Genomic DNA, 18,180 nt, shown 5'->3' with positions numbered 1-18,180 from the left:
GTCTAGTCTGGTGCCATGGAGTGGCAGAGCGACATCCTCGGCGAGGGCTTCGAATCCTTTGCCTTCGAGGCCGTGGGCGGCGACGGCGTCACACGGACGGCGACGCTTGTCCGGTATGCCCCCTTGGACAACCCCGCCCCGTCTGCGGCGGACCCAGCGCCGCCTCCTGCGCAGGGCGAGCGGCACCGGCGCCGGGCAGTGCTGTTCCTGCACGGCTGGAGCGATTACTTTTTCAATGTTGAACTGGCACGCTTCTGGAACAGCCAGGACTTCGAGTTTTTTGCCCTGGACATGCACAACCACGGCCGCAGCCTGCGCCCCGAGGCGCACGGCGGGTACGTTGCCGATCTGGCAAACTACGACGCCGAAATCAGCACCGCCGTCGGCATGATCACGGCGATGGAGCCCGCGGCGCCGCTGTCGCTTGTGATGATGGGGCACTCCACCGGCGGTCTCGTGGCGGCCCTGTGGGTGAGCCGGAATCCGGGCGTGGTGTCACAGCTTGTCCTGAACAGTCCGTGGCTGGAAATGCACGGCAGTTCCCTGGTCCGGCGGGCCGCCTGGACAATGGTGGAGCCCCTCGCCCGCTTCCGGCCGGAGGCTGTGCTCCGCCTGCCCGAGCGCGGCTTCTACTGGCGCAGCATCAGCAACTCAGCCGAAGGGGAATGGACCCTTGATGACAAGTACCGGCCTCCCATGGCCTTTCCGGTCCGCGCCGGCTGGCTCAGCGCAGTCCTGGCCGGCCAGGCACAGGTTGCCCGCGGGCTCCGTATCGGCATCCCCATCCTGGTGATGATTTCCGGTGCAAGTGCGACCGGGCCGTTCTGGACCGAAGAGATGCGCAGGACGGACGCAGTACTGGACGTCAACGTCATCGCAGTGCGGGCCCTCGCACTGGGCCAGAGCGTGTCCGTGGAGCGGATCGACGGCGCACTGCACGATGTTTTCCTGTCCCGTGCCGAGGTGCGCGCGGACGCCTACCGGCGGCTGGCCCGGTGGATCCACGGCTTTGCCGCTGAGGACGAATCCATCGGTCGGCTGCCATGAGAGTGGCGAGGTGCAACCCGGAAACCGCCCTGTTTGCCTATAGGTAGCTGGCGGGGTTGACGGTCCTGTTATTGACCATGACTTCAAAATGAAGGTGGCAGCCGGTGGAGCTGCCGGTCGTTCCGACAGCAGCTATCCGGCCACCCGGCGCCAGAGTCTGGCCCTTGGAAACGCCGATGCTGGCCAGATGGTTGTAGGTGGTCTTCAGTCCCTTGCCGTGGTCAACAACAATCCGGTTTCCGCCCCCGTACGGGCTCCAGCCTGCCTCGGTGACCTTTCCCCTGGCCGCAGCCAAAACGGGCGTGCCGCACGCCCCGGCGAAGTCAAGCCCCGTATGCAATTCGCCGATTGCCCCGGTCAGGGGATTGACGCGGTGCCCATATTGGGAAGTCACGATCATCGAGGCGAGCGGTGCCCGCAGGCCTGCCGAAGGCGCGGAAGCCCGGGCGGGTTTCGGTGCCGGCTTCCGTACCGGTTTGGGTGCGGCCTTCAGTGCCGGTTTCCGCGCCGGCTTCGATGCCGCTTTCCGCGCCGCTTTTGGTGCCGCTTTCGGTGCCGCTTTCCGCGCCGGGGAGGACTTGACCTGGGGCTGGTCAAAAACCAGTGACGATCCTGCATCCGCGAGCAGGGAGGGTTGTGCGGCCGGAGCGGCCACTGCACTGGCAGGAACCTCCCCCGTGGCCAAGATCCCTGTTGGCGCGGCGTGAGCCGTGGAGAGTACGGTCATGCCGATCATTCCTGTCACCGCCGCCGCAACAGCCAGCTTTTGGCCGCGGCCCCGCGGCCTTGGCACTGGGGATGAGGCTGCCCGGCGGCGGCCCTTACTGGATGTGCGGAAGAAAATGGCACGGCGCAGGGCGTGCTTGTCGTGGGAAGGCACAGCGTAGGTCCTCTCGGCGCCGGCGAAATTAGCTGTCGGATTCGGACGAGTGGACTGTCCGGCCTCCCCTGCCGCGCGCCTCACAGGCATGCAGTGACAGGGCCAGGCTTCACCCCAAGACGCCCAAAGGCGTCATTCATGGGTCTTCCGCCCCCGCCTGGAGTGATGGGTTCATGTACCGCCGGCGGGGTTTGGCGAAGCGGGTACACGCATACCTGGTGAAGGTATGTGGTACCAACCATGAAACCAAGAAAAACAGGAAGTTACAAATTCGTTACGAAGACTATGGCGTGTTGCAGTTGCAGAAGGAGAAGAAAGGGATTAATGATCGTCGCCGGATGCGGCGCCGGACGGATGAGCAAATACCTGACGCGCACGGGACTGAACGTCACAGGTGTGGACCTGTCCCCGGAGATGACCCGGGTCGCGCAGCAGCTCCATCCCGGTCTCAGCTTTGAAGCAAAATTGCACTCCCCCGAGGGAGTCGCCACCCGGTTCACTGAGCAAGGCTTCTTGGCACGCGCACAACTGGTACGCTCACCGAGAGCCATGGAAAACCACCAGCAGGCCGCCATTCTGCTTGGCAAACCACAGCCTCAAATCCTGGGCGCGCGTAGCAGTGCAGCGTTCCAGGGAAACTTCTTCTAAGGTCGTGTGGGTGAAGCCCCGACCCTACCCGGGCTGATGGGTGGCGGCCGCCACGGGAGTCTTGGCAGCGTCCACCGCTCCCCCGTAGCGGCGGTCCCGCTGGGCATAGATGCCCACGGCGTCCCACAGGGTGCGGCGGTCCACATCCGGCCAGAGCGTGTCGAGAAAGACGAACTCCGCATAGGCCGACTGCCAGAGCATGAAGTTGGACAACCGCTGCTCCCCCGAACTGCGCAGGAACAGGTCGACGTCGGGCAAGTCCGGTTCGTCGAGGTACTTTTGGACGGTTTTCTCCGTGATGGAACCGGGCTTGAGCCGTCCGGCGGCGACGTCCTCGGCGATGGCCGATACGGCGTCGGCAATCTCGGCGCGGCCACCGTAATTAACACACATAGTTAGCGTGCACGTGCTGTTTCCGGCGGTATAGGCCTCGGCTTCTTCCAGTTCGCGGATCACTGATCCCCAGAGCTTGGGCCGGCGGCCGGACCAGCGCACCCGCACGCCCCAGTCGTCCAGCTGGTTCCGCTGCCGGCGCAGCACATCCTTGTTAAATCCCATCAGGAAGCGCACTTCCTCCGGGGACCGCCGCCAGTTCTCCGTGGAGAATGCGTAGACGGTGATGTACTTGATGCCGAGTTCGATGGCGCCCGCCACCACGTCAAGCAGCGCAGGCTCCCCCGCCTTGTGGCCCTCGATGCGGGGCAGCCCCCGCTGATTGGCCCACCGTCCGTTGCCGTCCATGACAATCGCCACGTGCCGGGGCACGAATTCCGCCGGGATCGCCGGGGCAACAGCACCGGAGGGGTGCGGATACGGCGGCATCACAGGGGCGGTCCGGCGCCTGGCAGGGGTGGTCTTCTTTCCCAAGGACACTGTTAGGTACGCTCCACATGCTTGAGGGATTTCAGGACACGTTCAAGATGCCACTGCAGGTAACTGGCCACGAGGCCTGCCGCTTCCCGCCGGTGCAGCGGCAGGGAGGAATCCGCCGTCGTCCAGTTTCCGGTGAGCAGGGCACCCAACAGCGCCACCGTCTCGGCGGCCGGGGCCGCTGATCCGGGCGGCCGGCATTCCCCGCAGACCATGCCGCCCAGCGGCGCTGAAAAGGCGTTGTGCGGCCCTGCCGCACCGCAGCGCGCGCAGCGGGTAAAGCTGGGGGCCCAGCCGCCGGTGGCCAGTGCACGCAGCAGATAGGAGTCCAGGATCAGTTCCGGCGTGTGGTCCCCGCGGCTCAGGGCCGCCAGCGCGCCGACGAGCAGGTTGTACTGCGCGGTGCCGGCCTCGCCGTCGACGTCTGTCAGCTTTTCGGCGGTCTCCGTCATGGCGGCGGCAACCGTGTACCTGCCGTAGTCGGCGGCGATGTTCCCGCCGTAGGCCCCCTTGGCGACGGCCTGGGTGACGATGTCCAGGGACTTGCCGGATACCAGCTGCAGGTCTGCCACCATGAAGGGTTCAAGACGCGCGCCGAAGCGGCTGCTGGTGCGGCGGACGCCCTTCGCGACCGCCCTCACCTGGCCGTGGTGCTTCGTCAGCAGCGTGATGATCCGGTCCGCTTCGCCCAGTTTGTGGGTGCGCAGCACTACGGCCTCATCGCGGTAGGCACGCGCTGCAAATGACTGTTGGACCACGCTTAATCTTCGCACTGTCTGCAGGAAAACCCTGCTTTCCGGCGTGCAGGTGCGCCGCCGTCCGTTTGCCGGCGGCGCACCTGCACGGGTTAGGCCTGGGCGTCCCGGATGGCGCGGTTGACGGCCGAGACGACTGCCTTCAGCGAGGACATGCTGGTGTTCGGGTCAATGCCGATGCCCCACAGCACCCGTTCTCCGACGGCGCATTCCACATAGGCAGCGGCGCGGGCGTTTCCGCCTTCCGAGAGCGCGTGCTCGCTGTAGTCCAGCACCCTGACATCCACGCCGTCCTGGCCGAGGATGTCCAGCAGCGCGGCGATGGGACCGTTGCCGGTGCCGGTGCGCCTAACCTGGGCGCCGTCCACTGTGAGGGTGGTGTGCAGGGTCATGGAACCGTTGTCATCGGTTTCGGTCTTGACCGTCCCCAAGGAGTACCGGCCCCACTGCCGGTCGGACGAATCGGACGGCAGGTATTCGTCCTGGAACACCTGCCACAGCTGGGCGCCGCTGACCTCGCCGCCGTGGGTGTCGGTGCGCTTCTGGATCACGCTGGAGAACTCGATCTGGGCGCGGCGGGGCAGGTCCAGGCTGTGCTCGTTCTTCAGCAGGTAGGCAACTCCGCCCTTGCCGGACTGCGAGTTCACGCGGATGACGGCTTCGTAGCTGCGGCCCAGGTCCTTCGGGTCGACCGGCAGGTACGGAACCTGCCAGGTGAAGTCGCTGACTTCCTTCCCTGCCGCTGCGGCATCCTTTTCCAGGGCCTCAAAGCCCTTCTTGATGGCATCCTGGTGGGATCCGGAGAACGCGGTGAAGACGAGGTCGCCGCCGTACGGGGCGCGCTCGGCCACAGGCAGCTGGTTGCAGTACTCCACCGTGCGGCGGACTTCGTCAATGTCGGAGAAATCGATCTGGGGGTCGATGCCCTGGACGAACATGTTCAGGCCCAGGGTCACCAGGTCCACGTTGCCGGTCCGCTCGCCGTTGCCGAACAGGCAGCCCTCGATGCGGTCCGCCCCGGCCAGGTAGCCCAGCTCGGCGGCGGCGACGCCGGTCCCGCGGTCGTTGTGCGGGTGCAGGGACAGGATGATGCCCTCGCGGGGGTGCAGGTGGCGGCTCATCCACTCGATGGAATCCGCGTAGACATTCGGCGTGGCCATCTCGACCGTTGCCGGCAGGTTGATGATGACCTGGCTGTCCGCGGATGCCTCGAAGACATCGGCCACGGCGTTGCAGACGCGGACGGCGTATTCGAGTTCCGTTCCGGTGAAGGACTCCGGCGAGTACTCGTAGGTGATATGCGTGTCCGCCAGCGTTTCCTCGTACTTCTTGCACAGGCGCGCACCCTGCAGTGCGATGTCCAGGATGCCGTCCTCGTCCTGGTTGAAGACCACACGGCGCTGCAGCACCGACGTCGAGTTGTAGAGGTGGACAATGGCCTGCTTGGCCCCGACCAGGGACTCGTAGGTCCGCTCAATCAGGTGCTCGCGGGCCTGCGTCAGCACCTGGATGGTGACGTCGTCCGGGATGTGGTTGCCTTCAATCAGCTGGCGGACGAAGTCGAAGTCAGTCTGCGAGGCGGACGGAAAGCCAACCTCGATCTCCTTGTAGCCCATGCCGACCAGCAGTTCGAACATCTTCATCTTGCGGGCCGGGCTCATGGGGTCGATCAGCGCCTGGTTGCCGTCGCGCAGATCCACTGCGCACCAGCGCGGGGCCTTGGTGATGACTTTGTCCGGCCACGTGCGGTCCGGCAGTTCAACGGTGATCTGGTCCTGGAACGGGACGTACCGGTGGACGGGCATTCCTGAGGGCTTCTGTGCGTTTCGCATTACTATCGGTGCCTTTTCTGTGATTCCTGAGTGAAAGGTGGCCGGGCAACACAAACTCCGCGACGAGGGTGGGCCTTGCGCTAGATCGCGTCTGAGGCCTCGCCGCGGCAGCTAAGGAGAAGCAGTTCTGCGCGCACCATTTCACAGTAACACGCGTGCGTAAGATGAAGGAGCAACACCTCCAGCAACGTCCACCATGCAGACGCTGCACCGGTGCCAGCGCCGGAGCAGCCCGTCATCGAAGGAGCTTCTGTGCCACATTCGGGGATCGCCCTGTCAAATATCGACCACAGCGTCCGGCCGCAGGACGACCTGTACCAGCATGTGAACGGGGCATGGCTCAAGAGCACCACCATCCCGGATGACCGCCCACTGGAAGGCACGTTCACCGCCCTGCGGGACGAGGCGGAACTGGCGGTCCGGGAAATCATCGAAGAAGCGGCCGCGAAGGGGGAGGCGGCCAGCGGCATCGAACGCAAGATCGGGGACCTCTACAACAGCTTCATGGACGAAGCCGCCGTCGAAGCCAAGGGCATGGACCCTATCCGTGGCAGGCTGGACGAGGTGTTCGCCACGTCCAGCATCGCCGAACTCATCGCCCTCGCCGGGCGCCTCTTCCGCGCTGACGTGTCCGGCCTCTTCTACATTTACCCCGCCCCCGACGCCGGGAATCCGGACCGCGTGCTGCTGTACACGGGCCAGGGCGGCCTGGGGCTCCCCGACGAGTCCTACTACCGCGAGGAGAAGTTCGCCGCGATCGTGGAGGCATACCGGGATTACGTGGGCACCATGTTCAGCATGGCGGGCATCGCCGATCCCGCAGGCGCCGCGTCCCGGGTGGTCGCACTGGAGACCGCCCTCGCCTCGCACCACTGGGACAACGTGACACTGCGGGACCCGCAGAAGACCTACAACCTGAAGTCCGCCGAACAGGTGAACGAACTGTTCCCCCTGCTGGACACCTGGTTCACGGCGGCTGACATCGCCGAGGATAAGCGCCAGGAGATTGTGGTCAGCACGCCCGATTTCTTCGCCGGCGCCGCGGCGCTGCTGGTCTCCGAATCCCTGCCCGTCTGGCAGGAGTGGCTGGCTCTGCGCGTCATCAACTCGGCGGCTCCTTATCTGTCCTCAGCCTTCGTCGACGCGAACTTCGCCTTCTACGGCACCACGATCAGCGGCACACCCCGGAACAAGGACCGCTGGAAGCGCGGGGTCGCCGTCGTCGAAGCAGCCCTGGGCGAAGCCGTGGGGCAGATCTACGTTGCGCAGCACTTCCCGGAGAGCCACAAAGAGCGCATGCAGACCCTCGTCGCCAACCTGATCGAGGCCTACCGGGAGAGCATCACAGGCCTGACATGGATGGGCGAGGACACAAAGGCGGAGGCCCTGCGCAAACTCGGCGCCTTCCGCGCCAAGATCGGGTATCCGGACAAGTGGATCGACTATTCGGCCGTGACCATCGATCCCTCCGACCTGCTCGGTAACGTCGAACGCGCCCATAATGCCGACGTCGACCGTCACCTTGACGAAGTGGGCAAGCCCGTTGACCTGGACAAGTGGCTCATGACGCCGCAAACGGTCAACGCGTACTACCACCCGATGCTTAACGAGATCGTCTTCCCGGCGGCGATCCTGCAGCCGCCGTTCTTCACCGCGGACGCTGACGACGCCGTCAACTACGGAGGAATCGGAGCGGTGATCGGCCACGAGATCGGCCACGGATTCGACGACCAAGGCTCACAGTTCGACGGCACGGGTGAACTCCGCAACTGGTGGACCGAGGATGACCGGAAGGCCTTCGAGGCGCTCACCAGCCGCCTCGTTGACCAGTACAACGCCCTCTCCCCCTCGGCGGCCCCGGGTCACACGGTGAATGGACGGCTGACCCTGGGCGAAAACATCGGCGACCTCGGCGGCCTCACCATCGCCTACAAGGCGTACCGGCTCAGCCTCGACGGACAGGAACCGCAGGTGCTGGACGGGCTGACGGGCGAGCAGCGGTTCTTTGCCTCGTGGGCGGCGGGCTGGCGCCAGGTCATCCGCGGGGAGGAAGCGATCCGGCGGCTGGCCACCGACCCTCACTCCCCCAATGAATTCCGCACCAACGCCATCGCCAGGAACCTGGACGCCTTCCATGCCGCGTTCAGCGTTACCGAAGAGGACGGGATGTGGATGTCCCCGGAGGAACGCGTCAGCATCTGGTAAGCAGCAAAATGCCGGGCCAACGATTTCGTTGGCCCGGCATTTTCGTGCCCCGGTGCGTGACGCGGGTCAGCTTAGCCGGCGCCCTCGGCGACGATCAGTTCCGGGTTTGCCGTCTGGCAGGTGGCGTCCTTGGCCGTCTGGTTGACGATGTCCTTAGGGACCGATGCCTTGCCGTACTTGGGCCCCGAGGCGAAGTCGGAACCAAGATAGACCTGGACTCCGGATATGCCCGGCGACGGCGCCACCTGGCTGGCGGGAATGCCGAGCAGCGCGGCGACGTCAGCCGCGACGTCGGCGAAGTCGGTGCCGTAGTACACCATGGTGGTCGCGGTGGGGCCTGCCTCCAGTTGGCCGGCCTGGGTGAAGCCGCCGGCGATCAGCGCCTCGGCAATCTCCTGCGTCCGTGTGGGCACCCCGGTTCCGTTGGCCACGGTAACCGGCTGCAGCGACTTGTCGTACGGCGGCGCGGCCGGAGTGGTGGGCGGTGCCGTGGTGCTGGGCTTCGGCGAAGCTGACGGTGAGGGACTCTGCTTGCCGTCCGGATCCGTCAGGTCAACGTCCTTCTTCAGGGCGGCGAAAAGCTGTGAGGCTGCAGGCTGGGCCGGCTCAAGCCGGTTGGGGTCGCTGGCAGCAGGGACAGTCGGCACGGCAACGAAGGCGACCTTGCTGACGTCGATGGTCTTGAGGCGGTTGCCGATGGTAATCATCGCCGGCACGGAGGAAAGGCCTTCATCGACGGTGAGGTTCTGCGTCACGACGTCGGCGATGTTGAGCATTTTCACCGGATCGGACAGGGTGCCGTCGTCTTTGATCTTCCTGGTGAGCGAGGACAGGAAGCCCTGCTGGGCCTTGATCCGGCCGAGATCCCCGCCGTTTTCGAAGGCGTGGCGGGTACGCAGGAAGGCGAGGGCCTGCTCACCCTGCACCATGGACTTGCCCTTGGGCAGCCGCAGGCGGGAGTCGGGGTCGTAGACGGCGTCGCTGATGCAGACTTCCACTCCGCCGACCGCGTTGGACAGTTCCTTGACCGCGTTGAAGTCCGCCATCATGAAGTGGTCCACCTCGAGCCCGGTGAGCTTGTTCACGGTGTCGACGGCGCAGCCGATGCCCGCTTCACCCATGGCCTCATTGATCATGACGCCGGTGCGCGCCGGGAACTCCTCCCCCGTTTTCTGGTCGGTGCACGGGGGGATATCGACGAGGAGGTCCCGCGGGAAGCTGACGACGCTGACCCGTTTGTTGTCCTCCGAGATGTCCATGAGCATCATGACGTCGGAGTTGCCGTAGCCTTTCGAATCGTCGGCCGTGCCGTAGCCCGAGTTCTTGCCGTCCCGTGTGTCGGACCCCAGGATGAGAATCTGCAGGCGGCCGGTCGCGTCGTCCACGACGTCCGACTTGTTAGTGCCTGCCCCGAGGGCGGACGAGGAAATATTGGACTGCAGCCTGAAGTACCAGTAGCCGGCGAATGCGAGGCCGCCCAGCAGGACGGCGGAAACGACGGCGGTGGTCACCTTCAGCCACAGGGGCCTGTGGTGCGGGGTCAGATGCCGGGCAGCGCCAACACGGGCGTCTGGGGCATGCCGGGCAGCTGGCTGGGACCGGGCGGGTGTGCCCGGCCCTTGGGCGCGGTTGTCGCGGCGTAGCACCAACGGGTGTACCTTCCTCTAAAAACGAAATCCGGCCTATTTTAGTGGCCGAGTCTGGGAAAACGCCGAAACGCACCCAAGGGCCGGCGCGGGAGCGCCGGGAAAAGTGTGCGGGCGGTCTAGAACCCGAGCTTAACGAGCTGCTTGGGGTCGCGCTGCCAGTCCTTGGCCACCTTGACATGGAGATCGAGGTAGATGCGCGTGCCGAGCAGGGCTTCGATGCCTTTGCGTGCGTTGGTGCCGACTTCCCTCAGCCGGCTTCCGCCCTTGCCGATGATGATGGCCTTCTGCGATGGACGTTCCACGTAGAGGTTCACACGGACGTCGAGAAGCTGGTTGTCCTCGCTCCGCCCTTCCCGGGGGACGATCTCGTCAACCACCACCGCAAGGGAGTGCGGAAGCTCGTCCCGGACCCCTTCGAGGGCTGCCTCGCGGATTAGTTCAGCCACCATGACCGCCTCCGGTTCGTCCGTCAGCTCGCCGTCCGGGTAGAGGGGAGGCGACGGCGGCATGTGGCTGATCAGCACGTCGGCCACCGTGCCCACCTGGAACCCGTCTGTGGCCGACACCGGGACGATGTCCTTCCAGCCTTCCTCGCCGAACACTTCCCGGCCCAGGGCCGCGACGGCGAGCAGCTGTTCGGTCAGCGCCTGCCGGTCGACGAGGTCGGCTTTCGTGACGATGGCGATGACCGGCTTGCGGCCCACCGCGGCGAGCTGCGCGGCGATGAATCTGTCACCGGGGCCGATTTTCTCGTTGGCCGGAAGGCAGAAACCAATGGCGTCCACCTCGGCAAGGGTGTCCGCGACCAGGTCATTAAGGCGCTTTCCGAGCAGGGTGCGCGGCCGGTGGAGACCGGGCGTGTCAACCAGGATCAGCTGGGCGTCCTCCCGGTGGACGATGCCCCGGATGGTGTGCCGGGTCGTCTGCGGCTTGGCGGACGTGATGGCGACCTTCTTGCCCACCAGGGCGTTGGTCAGCGTTGATTTCCCGGCGTTCGGCCGGCCCACCAGGACCGAGAACCCGGCGTGGTAACCGCCAAAGGGCTCGCCGCCGTCGGCCTTATTCTGCTTGCTCACGTGGAACTCCCTGTTGCATTTGTTCGGCCTCGTCGAGAAAGTCTTCAAGGTCAGTATCGGCTGGAACGGCGCCTTTTGGAACGGCGGCCGCAATGATGTGGCTGACGCGGTTTCGGCGGCCTTCCAGCCGCTCCGCCCGGAGTGAGACACCTTCGACTTCCACGGTGCTGCCCACGATCGGCACGCGGCCCAGCGCTTTGGCCAGCAGACCGCCCACGGTGTCCACCTCGTCGTCGTCGAGTTCGAGGTCGAAGAGTTCGCCGAGGTCATCGATGCTCATGCGTGCGCTGACGCGGTACGTCCCGTCTCCAAGGTCCACCACTTCGGCGCTTTCGGTGTCGTATTCATCCACGATCTCACCGACGAGCTCTTCGATCAGGTCTTCAAGGGTGACGAGCCCGGCCGTTCCGCCGTACTCGTCGATGACTATCGCGACGTGCGTTGACTCTTTTTGCAGCTCCCGCAGCAGGTCGCTGACAGACTTGGAATCGGGGACGTACCGCACCTCCCGCGCCAGCTCTTCCACCAGCGGGGGTTCTTCATCCGGCGCCAGGCCGTGGAGGACGGCGGCCACATCCTTGAGGTAGACGATCCCCAGGATCTGGTCCGTGTTTTCCCCGATGACCGGAATCCTTGAGTACCCGGACCGGAGGAAGAGCGACATGGCCCGGTGCAGGCTGGAGCCGGCGTCGATGCTCAGGATGTCCGTCCGGGGAACCATGACGGAGCGGACCAGGGTGTCGCCGAAGTCGAAGACGGACTGGATGAGTTCGGCCTCGTTGTCCTCGATCATGTCCGATTCGGTGGCCCTGTCCACGAGCTCCCGAAATTCTTCCTCGCTGAAGAATGCGTCGTCTCCCCCGGGCGAGCCGGGTGTCACGGCGCTGCCGAGCCTGACCAGCCAGCCCGGAATGGGTCCGAGGACCCAGGCAAGGAACCTGATCAGGGACGCCGAGAACAGCACCACGCCGGGTGCATGCGAGCGGCCCAGCTGTCGCGGGGAAACGCCCACGATGACAAAGCCCAGGAAGGCCATGATGCCTGTTGCCGCGAGGCCGGCAAGCCACACATTGTCCAGCAGGCTGTAGAAGAGCACCGCCACGGCAACCGCGGACGCGGTCTCGAACCAGATGCGCCAGAACCTCAGCGCACGCATGTGCGTCATGGGCTGGTCCAGGATCCGGCGGAGCGCGGTCCCGCGGCTCTTCAGGAGCGCCTGCTCGGCATCATGCCGCGGGAGGAAGCTGAACGCCGCCTCGGCGGCCGTCAGCAGCGCTGCGGCACCCAGGAATACCAGCGCCATGCAGACGAGGAGCAGTGACGTCACTGGATGGTCTCGGAGGGGGCTTCTTTGCCGGTGAACTCTGCCAGCAGCTCACGCTGCAGGCCGAACATTTCTGCTTTTTCTTCCGGCTCCGCGTGGTCATATCCCAGCAGATGCAGAATGCCGTGCGTTGTCAGCAGCAGCATCTCGTCCTGTGTGGAGTGGCCGGCGTTGCGTGCCTGCACCTCCGCCACCTGGGGGCAGATGGCGATGTCGCCCAGCATCCCCTGCGGCGTGGGCTTGTCCGGCGTGCCCGGCGTGAGTTCGTCCATGGGGACGGAGAGCACGTCGGTGGAGCCGGGTTCATCCATCAGCTCGATGTGGAGTTTCTCCATGGCAGGCTCATCCACGAGCAGGATTGACAGCTCGGCCTGGGGGTGGATGTACAGCTGCTCGAAGATGAACCGGGAAAGCGCCACCAGCTGGGCCTCGTCCACCTGGACGCCCGATTCGTTGTTCACTTCGATGCTCATGCGTGCTCTCCCCGTTTCTCCCGGGGAACGGAATGCTTAACCCGGTTTCGCTGTGCTTCGTCCCAGATGCCGTAGGCGTTGACGATGTCGCCGACCAGTCGGTGGCGCACCACGTCCGCAGCGTCCAGAACGGAGAAATTGACGTCGTCGATGCCCTGGAGGATTTCTTCGACGATCCGCAGGCCCGAGCGTGTTCCGAACGGCAGGTCCACCTGGGTGACGTCGCCGGTGACCACCATCTTCGAGCCAAAGCCCAGGCGGGTCAGGAACATCTTCATCTGTTCGGGCGTGGTGTTCTGTGCCTCGTCCAGAATGATGAAGGCGTCATTGAGTGTGCGGCCCCTCATGTAGGCCAGCGGCGCCACCTCGATGGTGCCGGCAGCCATGAGCCGTGGAATGGATTCGGGGTCGATCATGTCATGCAGGGCGTCGTAGAGCGGCCTGAGATAGGGATCGATCTTGTCGCTGAGCGTTCCAGGGAGGAACCCGAGCCGCTCTCCTGCTTCCACCGCGGGACGCGTAAGGATGATCCGGCTGACTTCCTTTTGCTGCAGCGCCTGCACGGCCTTGGCCATCGCGAGGTACGTCTTGCCGGTTCCGGCCGGGCCGATTCCAAAGATCACCGTGTTGGCGTCGATCGCATCCACATAGTTCTTCTGGTTCAGCGTCTTCGGACGGATTGTCTTGCCGCGGCTGGAAAGGATGTCGTGGGTCAGGACGTCCACCGGGTTCTGCAGCGACTGGCTGCGCAGCAACAGCACCAGTTGCTGAAGGACGGCGGGCGTAATTACGGTGCCGCGCGCCACCAGGCCCCGCACTTCGTGGAGGAGCCGCATGATGCGGGGGACGTCGGCAGATGGCCCGCTGATGGAGAGCTCGTTGCCTCTGACGTGGAAGCTGACGGACGGAAACTGGTCCTCGATGAAGCGGAGGGCTTCGTCATGGCTGCCGAGGGACTGGACCATCTGATCAGAGTTGTCGAAGATGACCACCTCCGTTCGGATACCGGGCAAGGTATGCGGGAATTCTCCCGCGGTGCGGTCCCCGGTGTTGAGGCGGCGCTTTCCGTTTGCTGATTCAGTCATGGTGCCGGCCCGCAGGCCTCTGGTTCCCTCCAGTGTGAAATTACCCTTCAAAGTCCTTCTATCTTACGCCAGCATGCGGCCACGCTCACCGTCGGGCCGGGCCGTCCCGGCCCGCTTTTGATGACGGGTTCCCGCCATTAGATATCAACTTTGTATCGGCCTCATATCGTTCCCGTTGCAGTTCAGGCCCCGGCGCGTATTGGCGCCCGGCGCCCCGGAGCCCTGTGCAATGCTGGAAATACAGAGAGCGGGCACCGGTTACGCATGCCCGCCGCCGTTGGGAAGACCCACTGCCTGCCGCCTCGCGGCGGGCGGTCCACCGCGTTTCCGAAGGGAGCATTGACATCAGGCAGCCAGGATTGTCCGGCCGGAAAGCAGCTGCGCGGATCCGTTGCGCGCTGGCGCTTGGGCTGCTGCCTGCCGCTTTGCTCCTGACCGGTTGCATCGCGGATCCCGATCCCGCGGCCACCACGTCGGATGTTCCGACCCAGGCGCGGCGTACAGCCGGAGTCGACAGCGCTCCGACCACCAGCGCCCCGCTGGAAACGATGCAGTCCTCCAACAAAGCCCCCGTGTACTGGATCGGGCGGAGCAACACGGACGTCTACCTCTACCGTGAGTTCCGGGACGTGCCGGGCGAGGACAACCCCATCACGAAGGCGCTTCGCGCCATGATGTCCGAGACTCCCCTGGACCCGGACTTCTTCACTCCGTGGCAGAACCCCAAGAACCTTGCCACGTCCATCTCCGGCACGAACGTGATTACTGTGGATGTCTCGGCCGACGCCTTCAACAGCAACCTTGATGCGGAGATGGCGCAGCGCGCCATCCAGCAGCTCGTGTACACGGCGACGGCCGCCGGAGCGAGCTCCGGCCTGATCGACGCCACCCAGCCGATTGAGGTGACGATCCTGGTGGAGGGGCACACCGACTACCAGGCGTTCAAGCACGTCAGGCTGGGCGCACCCATGGCGCGCAGTGCGGGCATGGTGGCTCCGGTATGGATCATTGACCCCCAGGAGGGCATTGAAGTTGCCGACGGACGGGTGAAGATCAACGGCCGCAGCACGGATCCCGGCGGCAAGCTGCGCTGGCGGATCCTGAAAGTCCAGGAGAACGGCGAGAAGGAGAAGTACCTGGACGGCGAGGCCACCGCCGCAGCAGAGGCAGACGCCTCCGGCATCTTCAGCCTCGCCGTGAAGCTAAGCCCGGGCAACTACGAGATCCGCGTCTCGCAGATCGATCCCGGCAACACCGAGGACGAACCGAACGTGGACACCCGGGGCTTCTCAGTCCGCTAGCAGCGGCTACCAGCGCCCGAGCACATCACTGGCCACGACAACGGCAGCGGGCCCGGCGGTGGAGGACCGCAGCACGTGCGGGCCCAAGAGCGCTGTCACGGCGCCGGCGCTGCACAGTTTGGTCACCTCCCGCGGGCTGATGCCCCCTTCCGGCCCCACAACCAGAAGTATCTCGCCGGGTGCCTCCCCTGACGGGCCTGCCTCCTGCCATGCCTCAAGGACTCCGCGGAAGGGCTTGACGGCGTCTTCGTGGAGGACCACCGCCAGGGCGGCGCCCGCCACCTGGGCGGCGAGGCCCTGGGTATCGACGGCGGGACGCACCTCCGGGATCCACGCCCGCCGTGCCTGCTTCGCCGCTGCGGAGACCGCAGACTGCCATTTGGCGTGGGCTTTGGCGGCGCGCTCGCCTTTCCAGCGCACAATTGACCGTTCCGACTGCCAGGGGATGACTGCGTCGATGCCGAGCTCGGTGGCCGTCTCAATAGCCAGTTCGTCCCGGTCGCCCTTGGCAAGAGCCTGGACGAGGACCAGGCGCACGCCTGGCCGGTCCTCTACGCTAACGGACGAGCAACGCACGGTCAGTTCGGCCGGAGCTGTCTGCTCCACAGTTCCGGTGAGGCGCCTGCCTGCGCCGTCGGCGATATCGACCCGCTCCCCCACCGCCAGCCGCTTGACCGTCACCGCATGGCGCGCCTCAGGCCCGTCCAGCACAAAAACCGAACCGGGTTGGGTGTTGTCCAGAGTTCCGGCGGCGGTGAAAAATACGGGGTTGCTCACCGCTACAGGTTACCGAGGCGGTCCCGGAGCTTCGCGAAGACGCCGCCGCTCGCCGCGAGCTTGCCCTCGGAGAACTGTTCACCGCGGAGCTTCGCGAGCTGGCGCAGCAGGTCTTCCTGCGCCGGATCGAGCTTGGCGGGCGTCTCGACCTGCAGGTGGACCTTGAGGTCGCCGCGGCCATAGCCGCGCAGGTGGGTGACGCCGAGTCCGCGGAGGGTGATGACTTCTCCCGACTGCGTGCCCGCCTTGACGTCGATCTCCTGCTTGCCGTCGAAGGTGTCCAGGCTCAGCTCGGTGCCCAGGGCCGCGGCGGTCATGGGGATGTTCAGCGTTGCGTGGAGGTCGTCGCCGTCGCGGACGTACGTGGGGTCATTGTTGACGCGGATTTCGACGTAGAGGTCCCCGGACGGGCCGCCGGCCGGGCCGGCCTCGCCCTGCCCGGACAGCTGGATCCGGGTGCCCGTGGCGACGCCGGCGGGAACCTTGATGGTCAGTGACCGGCGGCTGCGGATGCGGCCCTGGCCGCTGCACTCGTTGCAGGGGTCCTTGATGACCGTCCCGAAGCCTTCACAGGATCCGCACGGTGCTGAAGTCATGACCTGGCCAAGGATGGAACGCACGGCGCGCTGGACCTGGCCGCTGCCGCCGCAGATGTCGCAGCGTTCCGGATGCGTGCCTTCCCGGCAGCAGGAACCGTCGCAGGTGGGGCAGACGACGGCGGTATCGACCTCGAGCTTCTTGTTGGCGCCAAAGACGGCGTCGCGCAGGTCGATCCGGACGCTGATGAGGGCGTCCTGTCCCCGACGGACCCGCGAAGCCGGGCCTGCGGTTCCGCCGGCGCCGAAGAAGGTGTCGAAAATGTCCTGGAAGGCGAAGCCCTGGCCGGCGTAGCTGCCGCCGCCGAAGCCGTTGTCCGTGCCGTTCTCGTTGCCCGTGGTGTCATAGACCCTGCGCTTCTGCGGATCGGACAGCACTTCGTAGGCATGGGTGACGGCCTTGAACCGGTCCGAGGCTTCAGGTCCCGGGTTCACATCCGGGTGCAGGGTGCGGGCCAGCTTGCGGTAGGCCTTTTTGATCTCTTCTCCGGTGGCTTCCGGGGAGACTCCAAGAACGTCGTAGTGGCTGCTCAAAGTTCGTATCTCTTCCTGGTTATGGTGCCTGGGTATCGGATTCGTCGGGCCGTGCGATTACGGGCCGAGAACCCTCGAAAGGTAGCGGGCCACCGCGCGGACGGCGGCCATGGTGGTGGGATAGTCCATACGGGTGGGCCCAAGGATGCCGATCTTCGCGGTGGCGTCCGGTCCATAGCCGGTGGCCACCACCGACGCCTCGGCGAGTCCGTCGTAAGGGTTCTCCCGGCCGATGCTCACGGTCACGCCGCGGGGGTCCTGCGCCATCTCACTGAGGAGCCGCAGCATGACCACCTGCTCCTCCAGGGCCTCGAGGACGGGTCCGATGCTGAGCGGGAAGTCCACGTTGGACCGTGCCAGGTTCGCGGTGCCGGCCATGACCATGCGGTCTTCCCTGCTGCTGTGCGAGAGTGCCTCAAGGGCCTTGCTCAGGGCGGCGGCAGCGGGACGTTCGGCCGGAGCGCAGCCGGCCACCACGGCGGCCAGGTACTGGGGCAGCATGGTCAGCGCGATGCCTGCGACTCCCGAGAGGAACCTGGTCCGCAAGGCCGTCAGCGTGTCGTCGCTGAGTTCCTGCCCGACGTCCACGACGCGCTGCTCGACCTTGCCCGAATCCGCGATCAGCACAATGAGGACCTTGCGCGGCGCCAGCTGGACGAATTCAATGTGGCGCACCACGGCGCGGCTCAGGTGCGGGTACTGCACGACGGCAACCTGGTTGGTCAGCTGCGCCAGGAGCCTTACCGTGCGGTCCAGGACGTCGTCGAGATCGTCGGCCCCCTCCAGCAGCGACTGGATGGCGCGGCGCTCAGCCGGGGACAGGGGCTTGACCGCCGAAATCTGGTCCACGAACAGCCGGTACCCCTTGTCGGTGGGTATCCTCCCGGCGCTGGTGTGCGGTGCTGTGATAAGCCCCTCGTCCTCGAGCGCGGCCATGTCGTTGCGGATGGTGGCGCTGGAAACGCCCAAATGGTGGCGCTCGACGAGCGCTTTGGAGCCCACAGGCTCGCGGGAATGGACGTAGTCCTCCACAATGGCGCGCAGCACCTCGAGCTTGCGTGGTTCGCTCACTATCCACCTCCGATCAACCGTTTTCCGGGCAAAGCCATGCAGCGCCCGGCGACGCAT

Annotated in this window: 16 protein-coding genes and 1 riboswitch; of the genes, 4 read left to right on the top strand and 12 right to left on the bottom strand. The window is 65.6% G+C overall.

Annotated features, from left to right (window positions below; genetic code table 11):
• The first annotated feature begins 15 nt into the window (after positions 1-15).
• The gene (locus tag AC6CH3_RS15730; RefSeq protein WP_498133296.1) at positions 16-1,047 is read left to right on the top strand and encodes an alpha/beta fold hydrolase; all 1,032 of its coding nucleotides are present in this window, start codon (positions 16-18) and stop codon (positions 1,045-1,047) included.
• 37 nt (positions 1,048-1,084) lie between these two features.
• Here AC6CH3_RS15730 and AC6CH3_RS15725 read toward each other — a convergent pair whose 3' ends face one another.
• A complete protein-coding gene (locus AC6CH3_RS15725; protein WP_498133295.1) occupies positions 1,085-1,774 on the bottom strand; it encodes a M23 family metallopeptidase in 690 nt (229 codons plus the stop codon).
• Between the two features lie 158 nt (positions 1,775-1,932).
• A riboswitch (cyclic di-AMP (ydaO/yuaA leader) is annotated at positions 1,933-2,107 on the bottom strand.
• A 144-nt stretch (positions 2,108-2,251) separates the two neighbouring features.
• Between AC6CH3_RS15725 and AC6CH3_RS15720 the strand changes: the two genes are divergently transcribed.
• A complete protein-coding gene (locus tag AC6CH3_RS15720) occupies positions 2,252-2,575 on the top strand; it encodes a class I SAM-dependent methyltransferase (RefSeq protein ID WP_498133294.1) in 324 nt (107 codons plus the stop codon).
• A 24-nt stretch (positions 2,576-2,599) separates the two neighbouring features.
• On the opposite strand, the gene AC6CH3_RS15715 is transcribed toward AC6CH3_RS15720, so the two are convergent.
• The 3 genes from AC6CH3_RS15715 to leuA all read right to left on the bottom strand — a co-directional run bounded on the left by AC6CH3_RS15715 (position 2,600) and on the right by leuA (position 6,032).
• A complete protein-coding gene (locus AC6CH3_RS15715) occupies positions 2,600-3,448 on the bottom strand; it encodes an isoprenyl transferase (protein ID WP_498133293.1) in 849 nt (282 codons plus the stop codon).
• A 2-nt stretch (positions 3,449-3,450) separates the two neighbouring features.
• A complete protein-coding gene (gene recO, locus AC6CH3_RS15710) occupies positions 3,451-4,203 on the bottom strand; it encodes a DNA repair protein RecO (RefSeq protein WP_494034548.1) in 753 nt (250 codons plus the stop codon).
• Positions 4,204-4,292: 89 nt separating this feature from the next.
• Positions 4,293-6,032 carry a 2-isopropylmalate synthase gene (leuA, locus tag AC6CH3_RS15705; protein ID WP_498133292.1) on the bottom strand — a complete coding sequence of 580 codons (1,740 nt, stop codon included), beginning with the start codon at positions 6,030-6,032 and terminating at the stop codon, positions 4,293-4,295.
• A gap of 252 nt (positions 6,033-6,284) precedes the next feature.
• Here leuA and AC6CH3_RS15700 point away from each other — a divergent pair, with 252 nt between their 5' ends.
• Positions 6,285-8,237 carry a M13 family metallopeptidase gene (locus AC6CH3_RS15700; protein ID WP_498133291.1) on the top strand — a complete coding sequence of 651 codons (1,953 nt, stop codon included), beginning with the start codon at positions 6,285-6,287 and terminating at the stop codon, positions 8,235-8,237.
• Between the two features lie 71 nt (positions 8,238-8,308).
• On the opposite strand, the gene AC6CH3_RS15695 is transcribed toward AC6CH3_RS15700, so the two are convergent.
• The 5 genes from AC6CH3_RS15695 to AC6CH3_RS15675 all read right to left on the bottom strand — a co-directional run bounded on the left by AC6CH3_RS15695 (position 8,309) and on the right by AC6CH3_RS15675 (position 13,844).
• Positions 8,309-9,886 carry an LCP family protein gene (locus AC6CH3_RS15695; RefSeq protein WP_498133290.1) on the bottom strand — a complete coding sequence of 526 codons (1,578 nt, stop codon included), beginning with the start codon at positions 9,884-9,886 and terminating at the stop codon, positions 8,309-8,311.
• Positions 9,887-10,002: 116 nt separating this feature from the next.
• The gene (era, locus tag AC6CH3_RS15690) at positions 10,003-10,962 is read right to left on the bottom strand and encodes a GTPase Era (RefSeq protein ID WP_400576194.1); all 960 of its coding nucleotides are present in this window, start codon (positions 10,960-10,962) and stop codon (positions 10,003-10,005) included.
• Positions 10,946-12,289 (bottom strand): hemolysin family protein, encoded by a 1,344-nt coding sequence (locus tag AC6CH3_RS15685; protein WP_498133289.1) that lies wholly within the window; start codon positions 12,287-12,289, stop codon positions 10,946-10,948. The genes era and AC6CH3_RS15685 overlap by 17 nt, the downstream gene beginning before the upstream one ends.
• Positions 12,286-12,759, bottom strand: coding sequence for an rRNA maturation RNase YbeY (ybeY, locus tag AC6CH3_RS15680; protein ID WP_400576190.1), 474 nt, complete (start codon positions 12,757-12,759; stop codon positions 12,286-12,288). The genes AC6CH3_RS15685 and ybeY overlap by 4 nt, the downstream gene beginning before the upstream one ends.
• Complete coding sequence (locus AC6CH3_RS15675) at positions 12,756-13,844, bottom strand: PhoH family protein (protein ID WP_205653879.1); 1,089 nt, start codon at positions 13,842-13,844, stop codon at positions 12,756-12,758. Before AC6CH3_RS15675 ends, ybeY begins: the two co-directional genes overlap by 4 nt.
• A 359-nt stretch (positions 13,845-14,203) precedes the next feature.
• On the opposite strand from AC6CH3_RS15675, the gene AC6CH3_RS15670 reads away from it, so the two are divergent.
• Positions 14,204-15,145: a GerMN domain-containing protein gene (locus AC6CH3_RS15670; protein ID WP_498133288.1), complete on the top strand. Its 942-nt coding sequence runs from the start codon at positions 14,204-14,206 to the stop codon at positions 15,143-15,145.
• Positions 15,146-15,151: 6 nt separating this feature from the next.
• Here the strand turns inward: AC6CH3_RS15670 and AC6CH3_RS15665 are convergent, their stop codons facing one another.
• From AC6CH3_RS15665 to hrcA, 3 genes are read right to left on the bottom strand one after another with little or no spacing between them, the layout of a single operon-like run.
• Entirely contained in the window at positions 15,152-15,922 is a 771-nt protein-coding gene (locus AC6CH3_RS15665; protein WP_498133287.1) for a 16S rRNA (uracil(1498)-N(3))-methyltransferase, read from the bottom strand.
• A gap of 2 nt (positions 15,923-15,924) precedes the next feature.
• The gene (gene dnaJ, locus AC6CH3_RS15660) at positions 15,925-17,052 is read right to left on the bottom strand and encodes a molecular chaperone DnaJ (RefSeq protein ID WP_400576182.1); all 1,128 of its coding nucleotides are present in this window, start codon (positions 17,050-17,052) and stop codon (positions 15,925-15,927) included.
• 57 nt (positions 17,053-17,109) lie between these two features.
• A complete protein-coding gene (gene hrcA, locus AC6CH3_RS15655) occupies positions 17,110-18,123 on the bottom strand; it encodes a heat-inducible transcriptional repressor HrcA (RefSeq protein WP_498133286.1) in 1,014 nt (337 codons plus the stop codon).
• Positions 18,124-18,180 lie beyond the last annotated feature (57 nt).

This window comes from Arthrobacter sp. GQ119 (genome assembly GCF_059759125.1).
This window is presented reverse-complemented; position numbering and strand designations above follow the sequence as displayed.

Coding starts and splice junctions, on each gene's coding strand:
- AC6CH3_RS15725 (WP_498133295.1), bottom strand. CDS start 1,774: ATGACCGTACTCTCCACGGCTCACGCCGCGCCAACAGGGATCTTGGCC.
- leuA (WP_498133292.1), bottom strand. CDS start 6,032: ATGCGAAACGCACAGAAGCCCTCAGGAATGCCCGTCCACCGGTACGTC.
- AC6CH3_RS15675 (WP_205653879.1), bottom strand. CDS start 13,844: ATGACTGAATCAGCAAACGGAAAGCGCCGCCTCAACACCGGGGACCGC.
- ybeY (WP_400576190.1), bottom strand. CDS start 12,759: ATGAGCATCGAAGTGAACAACGAATCGGGCGTCCAGGTGGACGAGGCC.
- AC6CH3_RS15730 (WP_498133296.1), top strand. CDS start 16: ATGGAGTGGCAGAGCGACATCCTCGGCGAGGGCTTCGAATCCTTTGCC.
- AC6CH3_RS15720 (WP_498133294.1), top strand. CDS start 2,252: ATGATCGTCGCCGGATGCGGCGCCGGACGGATGAGCAAATACCTGACG.